Source organism: Aneurinibacillus thermoaerophilus (assembly GCF_019603355.1).
Taxonomy (GTDB): Bacteria; Bacillota; Bacilli; order Aneurinibacillales; family Aneurinibacillaceae; genus Aneurinibacillus; species Aneurinibacillus thermoaerophilus.
In genome coordinates this window covers 3,240,717-3,256,940 of the sequence record NZ_CP080764.1, presented here as the reverse complement: position 1 = coordinate 3,256,940, position 16,224 = coordinate 3,240,717, and the positions used below count along the sequence as shown (strand labels likewise).

General features: G+C 45.1%; 13 protein-coding genes and 1 pseudogene. 13 read left to right on the top strand and 1 reads right to left on the bottom strand.

The genetic code is table 11. The features are described from left to right. The first annotated feature begins 18 nt into the window (after window positions 1–18). The 12 genes from K3F53_RS16770 to K3F53_RS16715 all read left to right on the top strand — a co-directional run bounded on the left by K3F53_RS16770 (window position 19) and on the right by K3F53_RS16715 (window position 13,552). A complete protein-coding gene (locus K3F53_RS16770; protein WP_057897533.1) occupies window positions 19–1,236 on the top strand; it encodes a murein hydrolase activator EnvC family protein in 1,218 nt (405 codons plus the stop codon). Between the two features lie 82 nt (window positions 1,237–1,318). After that, window positions 1,319–2,779 carry a S41 family peptidase gene (locus tag K3F53_RS16765; protein ID WP_091261178.1) on the top strand — a complete coding sequence of 487 codons (1,461 nt, stop codon included), beginning with the start codon at window positions 1,319–1,321 and terminating at the stop codon, window positions 2,777–2,779. A gap of 163 nt (window positions 2,780–2,942) precedes the next feature. Next, window positions 2,943–4,259, top strand: a complete 1,317-nt coding sequence (locus K3F53_RS16760; RefSeq protein ID WP_057897534.1) for a PDZ domain-containing protein — start codon at window positions 2,943–2,945, stop codon at window positions 4,257–4,259. Beyond that, on the top strand, window positions 4,256–4,486 hold the full coding sequence (locus K3F53_RS16755; RefSeq protein ID WP_057897535.1) for a DUF2198 family protein: 231 nt from the start codon (window positions 4,256–4,258) through the stop codon (window positions 4,484–4,486). The genes K3F53_RS16760 and K3F53_RS16755 overlap by 4 nt, the downstream gene beginning before the upstream one ends. A gap of 226 nt (window positions 4,487–4,712) precedes the next feature. Beyond that, window positions 4,713–6,701 carry an excinuclease ABC subunit UvrB gene (uvrB, locus tag K3F53_RS16750; RefSeq protein ID WP_057897536.1) on the top strand — a complete coding sequence of 663 codons (1,989 nt, stop codon included), beginning with the start codon at window positions 4,713–4,715 and terminating at the stop codon, window positions 6,699–6,701. Between the two features lie 8 nt (window positions 6,702–6,709). Next, window positions 6,710–9,574, top strand: coding sequence for an excinuclease ABC subunit UvrA (gene uvrA / locus K3F53_RS16745; protein ID WP_057900214.1), 2,865 nt, complete (start codon window positions 6,710–6,712; stop codon window positions 9,572–9,574). Between the two features lie 189 nt (window positions 9,575–9,763). After that, window positions 9,764–10,696, top strand: coding sequence for an HPr(Ser) kinase/phosphatase (gene hprK, locus K3F53_RS16740; protein ID WP_057897537.1), 933 nt, complete (start codon window positions 9,764–9,766; stop codon window positions 10,694–10,696). 22 nt (window positions 10,697–10,718) lie between these two features. Then, entirely contained in the window at window positions 10,719–11,546 is an 828-nt protein-coding gene (lgt, locus tag K3F53_RS16735; protein WP_057897538.1) for a prolipoprotein diacylglyceryl transferase, read from the top strand. A gap of 36 nt (window positions 11,547–11,582) precedes the next feature. Continuing rightward, window positions 11,583–12,239 (top strand): pyrophosphatase PpaX, encoded by a 657-nt coding sequence (ppaX, locus tag K3F53_RS16730; RefSeq protein ID WP_057897539.1) that lies wholly within the window; start codon window positions 11,583–11,585, stop codon window positions 12,237–12,239. Between the two features lie 10 nt (window positions 12,240–12,249). Next, window positions 12,250–12,738, top strand: a complete 489-nt coding sequence (locus K3F53_RS16725) for an acyltransferase (RefSeq protein WP_057897540.1) — start codon at window positions 12,250–12,252, stop codon at window positions 12,736–12,738. 94 nt (window positions 12,739–12,832) lie between these two features. Continuing rightward, window positions 12,833–13,144 (top strand): hypothetical protein, encoded by a 312-nt coding sequence (locus K3F53_RS16720; protein WP_057897541.1) that lies wholly within the window; start codon window positions 12,833–12,835, stop codon window positions 13,142–13,144. Then, the gene (locus K3F53_RS16715; RefSeq protein WP_082705850.1) at window positions 13,145–13,552 is read left to right on the top strand and encodes a site-specific integrase; all 408 of its coding nucleotides are present in this window, start codon (window positions 13,145–13,147) and stop codon (window positions 13,550–13,552) included. Between the two features lie 247 nt (window positions 13,553–13,799). On the opposite strand, the gene K3F53_RS16710 is transcribed toward K3F53_RS16715, so the two are convergent. Next, window positions 13,800–14,507 carry a hypothetical protein gene (locus K3F53_RS16710; RefSeq protein ID WP_057897543.1) on the bottom strand — a complete coding sequence of 236 codons (708 nt, stop codon included), beginning with the start codon at window positions 14,505–14,507 and terminating at the stop codon, window positions 13,800–13,802. 463 nt (window positions 14,508–14,970) lie between these two features. On the opposite strand from K3F53_RS16710, the pseudogene K3F53_RS16705 reads away from it, so the two are divergent. Continuing rightward, window positions 14,971–15,790: pseudogene (locus K3F53_RS16705) on the top strand (RNA-guided endonuclease TnpB family protein); the annotation flags it as partial. Between the last annotated feature and the right edge of the window lie 434 nt (window positions 15,791–16,224).

Below are 16,224 nucleotides of genomic sequence, written 5' to 3'. Positions count from 1 at the left end.
AATTATGAGGAGGAAAAGATGGCGAAGAAGTTCCTGATTCCGCTGGCGGCTACCATTCTTTTTACGGGAATGACTCCGGCGGTCAGCCAGGCTAATGAAGTCGCGAATGTTCAAAAGGAAATTGATAGAATTAAGCGAGAGAGTCAGATAGCAAAGAATAGAGTAAGCTCAATCAAACAGCAAATTAGTAGTATCCAAGCACAGCAACAGTCGACCAAAGAAGATATCATGAGCATTGATTTGAAGATGAATGAAACCCAGGCGAAAATCGACGAGTTAAACAAAGAGATCGAGAAAACAACTGCTGAACTGAAGCAAGCGGCCAAGCAGCTTCAAGAAGCCATTATCCGAGTAGAGAAGCGCGACAAATTGCTAAAAACACGCGTATCCGCTATTTATGAAGCAGGGGACATCTCTTATCTGGAAGTTTTGCTGGGCTCCCAGGATTTCAGTGACTTTCTTGAAAGATTGGATGCTGTGAAGTCGATTGTTGAACAGGACGTGACGATTCTTGAAGACAATAAGCGCGACCGTGACATTATTGCGGAGAAAAAGAAACAAATCGAAACAGAATTGCAGAATTTAAAGAGAATGCAGGCAGAAGCCCAGCAGCTGGCCGCGCAGCTTGAAGAGCAGAAACAGGAGCGGGAGCGTATTCTGAAAGAGTTGATAGCAAAAGAGGGCGAATTGCTAGAAATCCAGGAGGAACAGGAGCATGCGTCGCTTGAGCTTGTCAATCAGCTACAGCAGAAGATCGAAGAGAAACGTCGGGCAGAAGAAGAGGCTCGCCGTGCCTCTTCTTCTGATGCCGGAAGCTGGTCTCTGCCGCCCGTTCATTCCGGTGGGCAGTTCGTTTGGCCTGTTTCCGGTGCTCGCATGTCTTCTTCTTTTGGCTATCGTATTCACCCGATTCTTCATACCCGTAAGTTCCACGATGGCACCGATTTGGCTGCTCCGCAGGGAACGCCGATTTATGCGGCTGCGGATGGTGTGGTAGCTTCCACAGGTTATATGAATGGGTATGGCAATACTGTTATTATTTATCATGGAAACGGCTTAAGCACATTGTATGCCCACATCCGTCATGGTGGAATTGTCGTGTCTGAGGGGCAGGAGGTAAAGGCGGGCCAAAAGATTGCGGAAGTCGGTTCTACGGGGCGTGCTACCGGCCCGCATTTGCACTTTACAGTCATTCGTAATGGTCAGAAAGTCGATCCGATGTCATATTTGCGATAATTTGGCAATAACAGATATATCCCTGATATATCTGTCATATACTAGGTGGTAAATCGGATTGATCAAAGGTGGTGTTTTTATATTGTATGTAAAACGCCGTACGCTTTTTGTGATGCTTCTTCTTGTCGTCGTTTCCACCAGCATTGTTACCTTAGCGGCGGCCAAATTTTTTGGACAGGGTTTCGGTCAGAACGGCACCCGCGTGCCTGAGGGACAGGCGGCGTCGGGACAGGCAGTACCGCAAAATCCCGATTTCGCAAAAGTGTACGAAGCTTATCAGTTAATCGAAAATACAGCATTGGAGAAGCAGGATAAAGCCAAGCTGATTGATGGCGCCATCGAGGGGATGGTGAAGACGCTCGATGATCCGTTCTCCGATTATATGAATCAGAAAGAAACGAAAGACTTTAATTCGTCTTTGCAATCAACGTTTGAAGGTATCGGTGCGGAAGTAACACTGAAGAATGACCGGGTAACCATCGTTTCTCCGATCAAAGGTTCCCCTGCTGAGAAAGCGGGCCTTCGTCCAGAAGATCAAATTTTGAAAGTTAACGGCAAAAGCTTGCAAGGGATGAGCTTAAGTGACGCGGTGATGCATATCCGCGGGCCAAAAGGAACGAAGGCGGAGCTTGAAATCATGCGTCCAGGTTTATCCGAACCGTTGCGTATCGTGGTTATCCGTGATGATATCCCGATTGAGACGGTTTACAGCGAAACGATTCAGCGTGATGGCAAAACGTTCGGCAAGCTGGAGATTACCCAGTTCTCACAGGATACGGCTAAACACTTTGCTAATGAATTGCAAAAGCTTGAAGAAAAAGGAATCGATGGCTTGATTGTTGATGTGCGCGGCAATCCGGGCGGCTTGCTGGATTCTGTTGTGGAGATTGGAAATTTGCTTGTGCCGGATAAGGGGATTATTTTACAAATTCAATATAGTGATGGTAAAAAGGAAGTGTTTCGTTCCGAGAAAGGAAAAGCTGCATATCCGATCGTTGTGCTGACGGACAAGGGAAGTGCCAGCGCTTCAGAAATCCTGGCTGCCGCGCTGCAAAGCAGCGGATATAAAGTCGTCGGCACGAATACATTTGGCAAAGGAACCGTGCAGAACACGATGCCGCTCGAAGATGACAGCCAATTGAAAATCACGGTAGCCAAATGGTTGACACCGGACGGTACCTGGATTCACAAAAAAGGCGTAATACCGGATGTGAAAATTGAGCAACCTGATTATTTCAAAGCGGTTCTGTTACCGGATGGTGTGGAACTGAAGCGCGATATGACAAGCTCTGATGTGAAGAATTTGCAATTAATTCTCAAAGGACTTGGACAGGCGCCGGGTCGCATGGACGGGTATTTTGACGCTCGCACGGAAGCAGCGGTTAAAATCTTCCAAAATCTGCACCAGCTGCCGATGACCGGCAAGGTAGATAAAAAAACGGCAGGTTTGATGCAGGAAGAGTTGATAAAACGCATTCGAGACCCGAAAAACGATTTGCAACTACAGGCGGCCATCGAAGTATTATCCCAACAGACAAATTAGAAATCAGGGAGGGTTCGCCCTACCGTTTGTAGAATTATAGAACCACGGCCTTTATGTCGTGGCTTTTTCTTTACTATAATAGAAGTGGTTTTTCTTACAGGATGATTGGTTTCAAAGGACACTGGCATATGTTGGCTCGATTTTTTAAATCGGAGGATGGGAAATGGGTGATTGGTCAGGATTCTTGCTGGATGTACTGATACAGATTCCGAAGTTTTTATTAAGTCCTGCTTTGTATATATTTGCTTTGCTTTTGTTTTGGCACTATCATAAACAGGTTGTTCAGGAGCGCAAGCTGTTTCATGTGCGTTTGACTTCGGCGCCGGGAGAGCTCCTCCGCTCGCTTCTGCTGGGTGCGCTTGCGGGCGTGGGTGTTTCCGCGCTTCTGCTTCTCTTCGGAATCGCTCTTTCCTATTATGATGTTGTGCTGTTATGGGGGATAAGCATCCTTTTTGCTTTGATAAACATTCGCTTTTTATCATTCGCATACAGCGGCGGTTTTTTAGCGATTGTGTCGGTTTTGGCAAGATTGGTTCCGCCTGATGGTGCGGATGGATGGCTTGGCCAATTGCTTCTATGGCTGCGGGCAGTGAATATTCCAGGCGTTTTGGCACTGGTCGCTTTACTGCATATTGCTGAAGGGTTGCTTGTGCAATTGACGCCGAAACAAGGATTCTCTCCTGTACTGATCAAAAGCCAGCGCGGACGGGTAGTTGGTGCATATGTGATTCAAAAATATTGGATGATCCCGGCTGTGTTGTTTGTATCAGGTGTTCCGGGCGGCACTTATGCTATAGATGCATCCGGCTGGTGGCCGCTTTTTTACGCGGGAGCAGCGGCATTGAGTTTATTGCCGATCCCAACCGTAATCGGATATGCTGATTTGGCGGTATTGTCTACACCGCAGGAGAAAGCGAAACAGGCGGGCAGACGAATCATGCTATTCGGGATTTTGCTGTTTGTGCTGGCCTGGGCGGGCGTGTATTGGCTTCCTGTCGCTGTATTCGGAGGTCTGCTTTCCCTGCTTGGGCATGAGGCGTTTCGTATTTACGGGAAATGGCAGCGTCGATTGTATACTCCGCTATATGTGCAATTGAAAAAAGGTGTCCGGGTATTGGCTGTTGTGCCGGGAAGTCCGGCGGATGAGATGGAAATTATTACGGGCGATGTAATTTTGCGTATTAACGGACGCGAAATTAACAATAAAGCGGCGATTTATCTGGCATTGCAGCGGCAATCGGCTTTCTGTAAAATGGAAGTAATGAACAGGGAAGGACATATTAAGTATGTTCAGCGTTCTGTATATCAGGGTGATCACCATCAACTGGGGCTTATCTTGGCGCCTGATGTAGAAACGGACGAATATGTTGAACAGGGAGGGTACAACCGATTATTCGGTTTATTCCGCAAAGTCCGGACGCGCCGCAACAATGAATCGTATGAAGTCCCCTTTGAACAGGGAAAGGATGTAACATTATGATCATAAAATACGTGCTTGCCTTACTCGTTCCGCTTCTTCTCGCGGCGGTGATTTCGCGTGTGGCACTTAATATATGGGTAGGCGCCATTGTGACCCTTGGCATCATGATGGCTGTCTTCGATGGTCCGAAGCAGCCTCTGCCGGTTATTTTATTAGGCGTTGCCAGCGGCTTCGCCGGAACGTACATTGGTTATCGCTGGCTTAAAGGAATTAGTTTGACGGAGTAGGGATGACAGCCCTCTCTTTTTCCCCGTTGCTGGGTTGCCTCTTTTGCGTATTTTTGCGTATGAAGCGAAAAAGGCAAAAGCGCTTGGGGAGAAGGAGAGGGTTGCTCTTATTCTTTACAAATTTGATCGGAACATTAGTTCGAAAAAAATTTCTGGAACCCCCTTTTTCGTAAATATAATGTGATATAATTAATGGCAGCATTTTAATAGAAGGAATGGTGAAACTTTGGAAAAGCTCAACAAAAAGTTCGAGCTTGTCTCCGATTACGAACCGAAAGGGGACCAGCCGACCGCCATTGCGAAGCTGACGGAAGGAATTGTGAACGGTAAAAAACATCAGACTTTGCTTGGGGCTACAGGAACGGGGAAAACATTTACGATGGCTCAGGTGATCAGTAAAGTTAATAAACCGACGCTTGTCATTGCGCACAACAAGACGCTTGCGGCGCAACTTGCTAGCGAGTTCAAAGAATTTTTCCCGAACAACGCAGTTGAGTATTTCGTAAGCTATTACGACTATTACCAGCCGGAAGCATATATTCCACAGTCGGATACGTACATTGAGAAGGATGCCAGCATCAATGAGGAAATCGATAAACTGCGCCACTCGGCCACCAGCGCCTTGTTCGAGCGCAATGATGTCATCATTGTTGCCAGTGTGTCCTGTATTTATGGTTTAGGTTCGCCGCAGGAATACGGCGCTATGCTTCTTTCCTTGCGTCGCGGCATGGAAAAAAGCCGGGATGAGGTGCTGCGCAGGCTGATAGATATTCAGTACAACCGGAATGACGTCAATTTCACGCGTGGCACGTTCCGGGTACGCGGCGATGTCGTGGAAATTTTCCCGGCTTCCAACAGTGAACATGCGATTCGCGTTGAGTTTTTCGGTGACGAGATTGAGCGTATCACTGAGATTGATACGTTAACCGGAGCGGTGCTGCATGAGCGCGAGCATGTGGCGATTTTTCCGGCTTCTCACTATGTGACCGGCCCGGAGCGTCTGCGGCGGGCCATCAAAAGTATTGAGGAAGAACTGGAAGAACGGCTTGCCTACCTGAAAGGGAAAGGAAAGCTTTTGGAAGCGCAGCGCCTTGAACAACGAACCCGCTACGATATTGAGATGTTGCAGGAAATGGGCTATTGCTCCGGCGTGGAGAATTATTCGCGCCACCTGAACGGATTGCCCCCGGGGGCGACGCCGTATACGCTGCTTGATTACTTTCCCGACGATTTTCTCATTATGGTGGACGAGTCGCATATTACATTGCCGCAAATCCGCGGCATGTACAATGGAGATAAAGCACGTAAGGATATGCTAATCGAACACGGATTCCGCCTGCCGTCCGCCGCAGACAACCGCCCGTTGACATTCGAAGAATTCGAGAAACATATCCATCAGATTATTTATGTATCAGCGACGCCTGGGCCGTATGAACTTGAGAAAGCGCCGGACGTAGTGGAACAGGTGATTCGTCCAACCGGGCTGCTTGATCCGACGATTGATATTCGCCCGACCAAAGGTCAGATCGACGACTTGCTAGGCGAGATTAACGAGCGCATCGTGAAGAATGAGCGCGTACTTATCACGACGCTTACAAAGAAGATGGCCGAAGATTTAACGGATTACTTGAAAGAAGTCGGAGTCAAAGTTCGCTATTTACACTCGGATATTAAAACGATTGAACGGATGCAGATTATCCGCGATTTGCGTCTGGGAGTGTTCGATGTACTGATTGGAATCAATCTTCTGCGGGAAGGATTGGATATACCAGAAGTTTCGCTAGTGGCCATTCTCGACGCCGATAAAGAAGGATTCTTGCGCAATGAGCGCTCCTTGATTCAGACGATTGGCCGGGCCGCGCGCAACGCCAATGGTCACGTCATTATGTATGCTGACAAAATGACGCAATCGATTGAGCGTGCGGTGGAAGAGACGTACCGCCGCCGCAAAAAACAGATTGCGTATAACGAAGAGCATGGCATTACGCCGCAGACCGTTCGTAAAGCGGTGCGCGATGTGATTGAAGCGACAAAGGTAGCGGAGGAACAGGAAGAATATTTGCCGCAGAAAGCGTACAGCAAGCTGAGCAAGAAGGAGAAGAAGGACGTTATTGCGCGTCTTGAAGCCGAAATGAAAGAGGCAGCGCGCGCGTTGAATTTTGAGCGCGCCGCTGAATTGCGCGATTTAATTCTTGAGTTAAAAGCGGAGGGATGAAAGAACAGATGAGCCGCGAAAATATTGTCATCAAGGGCGCACGCGCCCATAATCTAAAAAATATAGACGTCACGATTCCACGCGACAAGTTCGTTGTATTGACTGGGCTGTCCGGTTCAGGCAAATCTTCGCTGGCGTTTGACACGATTTACGCGGAAGGACAACGGCGCTATGTCGAATCCCTTTCCGCGTATGCGCGCCAGTTCCTTGGGCAGATGGACAAACCAGATGTGGACTCTATCGACGGCTTGTCACCGGCTATTTCCATTGATCAGAAGACGACGAGCCGCAATCCGCGATCTACCGTGGGAACGGTCACGGAGATTTACGATTATCTCCGTCTTCTTTTTGCCCGCATTGGGCGGCCGTATTGCCCGGAACACGGCGTGGAGATTACGGCGCAAACCGTGGAGCAGATGGTAGATCGTATTCTCGCTTATCCGGAAAAAACGCGCCTGCAAATCCTCGCGCCACTTGTGCAGGGACGTAAAGGCGAGCATGTGAAGCTGCTTAATGAAATTCGTACCCAGGGTTATGTGCGCGTTCGCATTGATGGAGAAGTGCGCGATCTATCGGAAGAGATCAAGCTAGAGAAAAATAAGAAGCACTCGATTGAAGTGGTCGTTGACCGGATTGTAGTAAAAGAAGGCATCCAGAGCCGTCTTGCCGATTCGTTGGAGACAGCGTTGCGCCTTGCCGAAGGACGGGTATTGGTGGATATTATCGGACAGGAAGAACTGCTGTTCAGTCAGAATCTCGCATGCCCGATATGCGGGTTTAGCATGCCGGATTTGGAACCGCGTATGTTCTCATTCAACAGTCCGTTCGGTGCCTGCTCCAAATGTGACGGTTTGGGCAGTCAGCTAGAAGTCGATCCGGATTTAGTTGTACCGGACCCGTCCAAAAGCATTAACGAAGGCGCGTTGGAGCCATGGAACAGCGCTACTTCTAATTATTATGAGCAGATTTTGACCTGTGTGGCCAAACATTATAACATCGATATGGACAAGCCGTTCGAAGAACTGACGGAAGAGCAGCAGCATGTGCTGTTGTACGGGAGCGGTAACGAACAAATACATTTTCGCTACAAGAGCGATTTTAGCCCAACGGTGCGCGATACGTATATGACGTTTGAAGGAGTCGTGAACAACGTACAACGGCGCTATCGTGAAACGGGATCTGACCATGTGCGCCAGCAGTTGGAGATGTATATGAGTCAGAAAAAATGCCCGGCGTGCAAAGGGCACCGTCTTCGTCCGGAAGTATTGTCCGTGCTGATCAACGGGAAAAACATCGCATACGTTACCGATTTGTCCGTTGCCGACGCCTACATGTTTTTCGATAACCTCAAGCTGACGGAAAAAGAAATGCAGATTGCCCGCCTGATTTTGAAAGAGATTAAAGCGCGCCTGCAGTTCTTAATCGATGTCGGTCTTGATTATTTAACGATGAGTCGTTCCGCTGGCACGTTGTCAGGCGGAGAAGCTCAGCGCATTCGTCTGGCGACGCAGATCGGTTCCAGTCTGATGGGTGTACTATATATTCTTGATGAGCCGAGCATTGGTCTGCACCAGCGCGATAACGCCCGCCTGATCAAGACGCTTGAACATATGCGCGATTTAGGCAACACGTTGATCGTCGTTGAACATGACGAGGATACAATGCTGGCAGCTGATTATATTATTGACATTGGGCCGGGGGCTGGCATCCACGGCGGACGGGTTGTGGCGCAGGGTACGCCTCAGGAAGTGATGAATGATGAACATTCGCTAACAGGTCAGTACTTGAGCGGCCGAAAATTCATCCCGGTGCCGCTGGAGCGTCGCAAGCCGAACGGCAAATGGATTAAAGTGCTCGGGGCGAAGGAAAACAACCTGCGCAATGTGAATTTGAAAGTGCCGCTCGGCGTGTTTACGTGTGTAACCGGAGTGTCCGGTTCGGGCAAATCGACGCTTATTAATGAAATTTTGCATAAAGCGCTGGCCCGCGAATTGCACAAATCAAAGCAAAAACCGGGCGCATACCGCAAGCTGGAAGGGCTTGAACACCTGGATAAAGTGATTGACATCGACCAGTCTCCGATCGGGCGGACGCCGCGCTCCAATCCGGCTACATACACCGGAGTGTTTGATGATATTCGCGATCTGTTCGCGCAGACGAATGAAGCGAAGGTGCGTGGCTACCAAAAGGGTCGGTTTAGTTTCAATGTAAAAGGCGGCCGGTGCGAAGCATGCCGCGGCGACGGCATTATCAAGATCGAAATGCATTTTTTGCCAGATGTATACGTGCCGTGTGAAGTATGTCATGGCAAACGGTACAATCGCGAGACGCTGGAAGTGCGCTACAAAGGCAAAAATATTGCTGATGTTTTGGAAATGACGGTAGAGGATGCACTGGAGTTCTTTAAAAACATTCCGCGCATTCAACGCAAATTGCAAACGTTGTATGATGTGGGACTTGGCTATATTAAGCTTGGTCAGCCGGCCACCACGCTGTCGGGCGGGGAAGCCCAGCGCGTGAAGCTGGCTTCAGAGTTGTACCGCCGCAGTAACGGCAAGACGCTGTACATTTTGGATGAACCGACGACAGGCCTTCATATTGATGATATTGACCGCCTGTTGAAAGTGTTGCAGCGCCTGGTGGATGCCGGTGACAGCGTGCTTGTGATTGAGCACAATCTGGACGTCATTAAAACGGCCGACTATATTATCGATCTTGGGCCGGAAGGTGGTAGCCGCGGTGGGATGATTGTCGCAGAAGGCACGCCGGAAGAGGTCGTCAAGGTTGAAGAATCGTACACCGGACAATTCCTGGCGCCGATTTTGGAGCGTGACCGCAAGCGCTCTGAAGCACGTTTGCAGATGCAGCCATAAAGGAGATACGGCAATCCATAAAGAACGGGACGCCAAACGTTTTCATTGCTTTTCCATCTCACGTATGTTTTTTCGGAAAAGGGATGTGTGTGCTGTTTGGTCGTCCCGTTTTTTGACTCGTATTTTCAAATTCATAATGGCTGTATGATACAATTAAAATATTATGATGTAGGGAAAGGGTGGAGCTTCTTGAAGAAAACCCAGGTGCGCGACATTGTGAATCACTTTCAGCTGAAGGTAGTGAGCGGAAAAGCGGGGTTGCGGCGCGAGATTACGGTAAGCGATATTAGCCGTCCTGGCCTTGAAATGGCGGGGTATTTTAATTTTTATGCGGCTGAGCGCATACAACTTCTTGGCAAAACGGAACTGGGCTTTTTTGTAACGCTTGGTGAAGCTGAACGAGAAGAGCGGATTAACAAGTTGCTTGATGAGAAAACGCCTTGCATATGCATAGCACATGGCTGCGAAGTGCCGGAAGAGATGATTCGTCAATCGGAGGCTCGCAGCATTCCGGTGTTGATTTCGTCGCTTCCAACTACCAAGTTATCCAGTAAGCTGACTACATATCTGGAAGGACGGCTTGCTCCAACGACCACAATGCACGGGGTATTGGTCGATGTATACGGGGTCGGCGTTTTGTTGGTAGGACAAAGCGCGATTGGAAAAAGTGAAACTGCACTGGAGCTTGTCAAGCGCGGCCATCGTCTTGTCGCGGACGATGCGGTGGAAATCCGGCAGACACAGGAGAATCAGTTGATTGGCAGCGCGCCGGAGCTGATCCAGCATCTGCTGGAAATTCGCGGGCTGGGGATCATTAACGTCATGACCTTATTCGGTGCCGGGGCTGTTCGCAATTACAAACGAATCTCACTTGTTATTCGTTTGGAAATTTGGGATCCGCAGAAAGTATATGATCGCCTCGGTCTTGATGAGGAAAAACTAAAGATTATGGACGCGGAAGTGCCGCAGATTACGATTCCGGTGCGCCCGGGCCGCAACCTAGCTGTTATCGTAGAAGTGGCGGCCATGAACTTCCGCTTGAAGCGTATGGGCTACAACGCCGCGGTTGTGTTCAGCAAGAAGCTGACAGATACGATCGAGGAAGCAGTAGAAGATATTTGAATTCGAGGAGGCATAACACAACATGACGAAGGCGATTGATCCGATTGCATTTCAACTGGGCCCGTTATCCGTACACTGGTACGGAATTATTCTGGGGACGGCTGCGCTGGTCGGCTTGCTACTGGCGCTGCGTGAAGCGAAACAGGTTGGCATGGATCCGGAAACGATTATGGACGTTGTGATGTATGCGGTGCCTGCTGCTATTATTGGTGCGCGTATTTACTACGTGATTTTTCGTTGGGATGAGTATTATCGTTCCCACCCGGAGGAAATTATCGCCGTCTGGCACGGCGGCATTGCGATCCACGGCGCGCTTATTGCTTCTATATTGACAGCGTATATTTATTCACGCATCAAAAAAATTTCATTCTGGCGGTTGGTGGACGTGGTTGCGCCGAGTTTGATTATCGGACAAGCCATCGGGCGCTGGGGCAATTTTATAAATCAGGAAGCGCACGGGGGGCCGGTGAGTCTCGAATTCTTGCAGAACTTGCATTTGCCGCAGTTTATTATTAATCAGATGTACATTTTTGATCCGGTGACGAATACATATTCGTATTATCATCCGACATTTTTGTATGAATCGCTCTGGAATCTTCTCGGGTTCATTCTTTTAATCACCATCCGGCGCTTGTTACCGTTAAAGCGAGGAGATCTGTTCCTTACTTACGTTATCTGGTATTCTATCGGACGCTTTTTTGTGGAAGGAATGCGTACGGATAGTTTAATGTTGACGGAAACGCTGCGCATGGCTCAGGTTATAAGTCTGCTTCTCATCGCATTTGCACTCATTATGATGGTGGTATTGCGAAAAATGGGATATGCTACCAAAAGATACGGTGAAGCATAGAACGGAATTTTGGTTTGAAGGGAACGAGGTGTATTGATGTATCAATATGAATATGTTTTATTTGATCTTGATGGAACTTTAATCGATACGAATAACTTAATCCTCACATCGTTTATGTACACGCTTGAAAAGTTTTATCCCGGTAAGTATACGCGGGAGGATCTCATTCCGCATATGGGCAAGCCGTTGTACGATCAGATGGCATTATTCGATCCGGAGCGGGCGGAAGAATTGGTACAGGTGTATCGCGAACATAATGAACGCGTACATGATGAGCTGGTGGAAGAGTTTCCGAACGTGCTTGAGACGGTAGGAGAACTTGCTGAAATGGGCATCAAAATGGGAATCGTAACTACCAAACAGCGCAAAACGGCAGAGATGGGCTTACGTCTGTTTGGGCTTGATAAATATATGGATACCGTGATTTGCTACCAGGATACCAAGAACCATAAACCACATCCGGAGCCTATACAGAAAGCGATGCAAAATTTGAAGGCCGATCCGGCCAGGACGCTGATGGTGGGAGACAGCCAATATGACATTCAGGCGGCACAAAACGCCGGCATTGCTTCCGCCGGTGTAGCCTGGAGCATGAAAGGCGCATCCTTTCTGTCGTCTTTTAACCCGACTTATTTGTTGAGTGACATGACGGAGCTGATCCAGATTGTGAAAAAACCAATTCGACAATGGTAAGAGGTGGAAGATGGCGAAGCGGAAAACCGAACGCTATCCGGTTCAGGGGCCAAACTCGCTCTGGCAGATGTACAAAACGGTAAGTTTTTGGAAAGTGGTAAAATGCTTTATTGTTGTACAACTGGCTCGCTATATCCCATGGCTGCCGCTAAAAAACTGGATGTATCGCACGTTTCTCGGGATGAGGATTGGCGAGAATACGGCGGTTGCGTTAATGGTGATGATTGATACGATGTTTCCAGAGCGGATTTCTATTGGCTCCAATACGATTATTGGTTATAATACGACAATTCTGGCCCATGAATATTTAATTGACGAATACCGTTTGGGAAATGTAAAAATCGGCTCAGGTGTGATGATTGGCGCAAATTCGACGATTCTTCCAGGCGTGACCATCGGGGATGGAGCGGTTGTATCCGCGGCTACGCTCGTTAATCAGGATGTTCCTCCAGGCGCCTTCGTCGGCGGCAATCCTATGCGTATCATTCGTCAGCCATAAACAACTACGCATGTATAAACCGGATTTTAAAGCATTCGCGAAATTTTGTGATCAGAACCTTTTACCACTGGATTTCGACTCGTTGGAGTTGTATTTGCATGAATTAATTGTAAAGAAACGTGTGAAGTTATCGACCTTTAATCGACGTTTAGCCGGTACTAAATATTGGCTTACAAATGAGTATGGATTAACTATGTCACCAGACCAGGCCAATCAAATTAAGTTGTTACGTCAGTTATATAATGAAGAGGAATTTTTACGTCTCAAACCAATGAAGGGAAAACGGGCTGAGCAACAAAGCGATGTGTTGCGATTGATTGATCGATATGACACGGATAAAAAGAGCGATATCCGAAAGAGAGCTATTTGTTTAGTGAACTTGATTACAGCAAATCGACCTTCCTAAATGGTCCGATTAAAAATAAGCGATTTTGATCTGGAGAATCGTACAGTCAATGTCATGATGAAGAAACAGGGAGAGATGAAAGAAAAACGTCTAACGCTTGAGTGTGTGCAAGCCGTGAAGAAGTATATTCAAGTGTTTGAGCTGCAGCCAGATGATTATTTTGTGGGGGCAGCCGATAAATGGGGGAATTATACGAGTAGACAAATTTCAGAAATCAGTTATAATCAAGCGATTCGTAGTTGGCTGGGGTTTGCGCCATACACTTTTCGAAAAACAAAAATTACTTCAATGTATCAAAAGGGAGCTGACATTCCAACAATCACAAAACAGTCTGGACATAAGTCGTATCAAACGATTATGCAACATTATATTAATGTGCGTACAGATGATGTAGATGAATTTTTATAAAAAAGTTGAAAATAGTACGTTAATCATTTTGGAAGGAAAGTAATTTTTTAAGAGATTAATAGAGAGGTGTTGCAAATATGCAACACCCCAAATCCATCTCAAACCATTGATATAAATGGGTTTTTCGGAAAATTAAATATGTCGCTTTTAAAGGCAAATTTTCATTAAAATGGGCAGACAATGTCCTATATTCTTCTAAAAGAAGCTAGCTTATTTGTCATTTTAAACTTTTGAATTAATTATCTTGTTAGCTGTTTGGTAAATCAATTTTTTGTGGATTACTTGTCCAAGATTCACCGCTTTTTATTTTATAGTTTTTGTCTTCATATAAAGTTGTTACGCTATATTGATACCAATTATTAGTCATGAAACCTTTTTGATATAAATCATATTTATAGTACTTAGAAGGAATTTTCTCATTTAAATCGTAGTCAGTATATAATAGTAAAACTTTTACTGCATTAATTCCCCATCCAGTCCCAGGAATCAATAAAGATAACTGAACAGCCAAGCTATAAGCATTTTTAGCTGTATCTGTGTGACCTTTTAAAGTTCCGACATATGAATATCCGGATTTAGCTGCTGCAGCATTTATGCTAACAGTATTTGTAGATTCAACAGATTTTTGAGAATTAAGGGCTAATTGTGGATTATATTCAAATGTAAAACCTTCTTGGATTGCTCCATTTATAGTTACTAAACCAGTATTTCCGTTATATTCAACTTTATATTCTTGTTGATCTTTTTCGTAAGTAACTGAATAGATTCTATTTTTTAAGGTTGCATTTTTAATTTTACCAGTAGAAATTAATTCTCCCAAGCTTACTGATTGATTTACAGTGATATTTTCCGCTGGGAATTCTTCTTGAGTGGCAGCTGATACCGCACCTGCTCCAGATAAAATACTACCTGCTAATAAAGCGCTAGATAATGAATAAACGAAAAATTTTTTCATATTTTTTTCCTCTTTTTTTCATAATAATTATTTATTTCCATTTTATCTTAAATTATACTAAAAATTGAATAAAATGTATATTTAAAGGAGTATAAAAATGTTAAAAAAGGAAATTATTACTATATTAATTTTAACTGTAGGTTTATTTTATTTTGCATATTTTAATGCGAAAAAAGATTTTCCAATAATTTATCAAATTATATTAGTAATATGTTATATAGGTATAATTTTATATAGAGTAATAAAAATTATAAAATTAAAAAAATAATGACATTTTAGTTAAGTTTATTTAATTTGTTTTGAAATTTAATTTATCTTAACTTAGGCGAGAAGCCCCCCACCTCAAGAAACGTGAAGAGCGTAGCCCAGTGAGTAGGTGGGGGATGAATCGCCTTCGGACAAGGGATGGCTACTTGCCATCTCGATTGTCCGACTGTTCGAGAGCATAAGGAGGTGATACTCAATGCTAGTCAACAAAGCATATAAATTCCGCATCTATCCAAACAAACAACAGGAAGAACTAATCAATAAAACGTTTGGCTGTTCACGCTTTGTCTTCAATCATTTTTTAGCACAACAAAAACAAAAAGACTAAGAAACAATATACCTTTCTGAAAGAAGTAGATAGCATTGCTTTGCAAAAGTCTGTTGAAAATCTAGCGAATGCTTTCGATAGATATTACAAAAAGCAAGGAAATTATCCTCGCTTTAAATCTAAAAAGAATCCTGTTCAGTCTTATACAACAAAATATACCAATGGAAACATTTCTATAGAAGGCAATTACATTAAACTCCCAAAATTAGGTCTTGTTCGTTTTGCAAAAAGCCGAGAAGTAGAAGGACGCATTTTAAGTGCAACGATTAGAAGAAATCCATCAGGTAAATATTTTGTATCTATAGCGACTGAAACAGAAGTCTCCGAGTTACCTAAAACTAATTCTGCTATCGGTATTGATGTGGGACTGAAAGATTTTGCTATTTTGTCAGACGGAACGACTTACTTAAATCCAAAATTTTTCCGTAGATTAGAAGAAAAATTGGCGAAAGCCCAACGGATTATGAGCAGACGAAAAGAAGGTGGTTCAAACTGGTATAAAGCTAAAATAAAAGTTGCTCGTATTCATGAAAAAATTAAAAATGCAAGGAATGATTACTTATACAAAATTTCCACCGAAATTGTCAAAAACCACGACATTATCGGGATGGAAGATTTGTCGGTATCGAACATGTTGAAAAATCATAATCTTGCCAAAGCCATTAGCGAAGTGTCATGGTCACAATTTAATATTTACGATATTTTAATGAGACAAAAAACGTCTGACGTTATTGCAAAATGTAAAAAATGGGTGGGCTGAAAAAAACATTAAAGTGTTTTAGAAATGCTTTGAATGAGTTTGTATCTTGATGCAGCTGAACTAAAAATAGCGATTAGAAGGATTTTGAGAAAATGGATAACATCATGGTTTTGTTTGGCAATTAAGGTTATGCATAATTTTTTTGTATATTTAAAACTTTGCATAGAGTGAAGGACATAATAGATTTCTTTGCGTTGCCAACCCTAATATAGCTTGACCCTTTGCAAGAAATCATGCCCGCAGAGGCTCCATGTCAAGCGCTTAAATATCCGAATAATTATACAGAGTGTTGAATGAAATTATTTGCTATTTTATATATTTTTTAAGCAAGGCGCATTAGCCAGCAAAAAGCGAATCGGAAA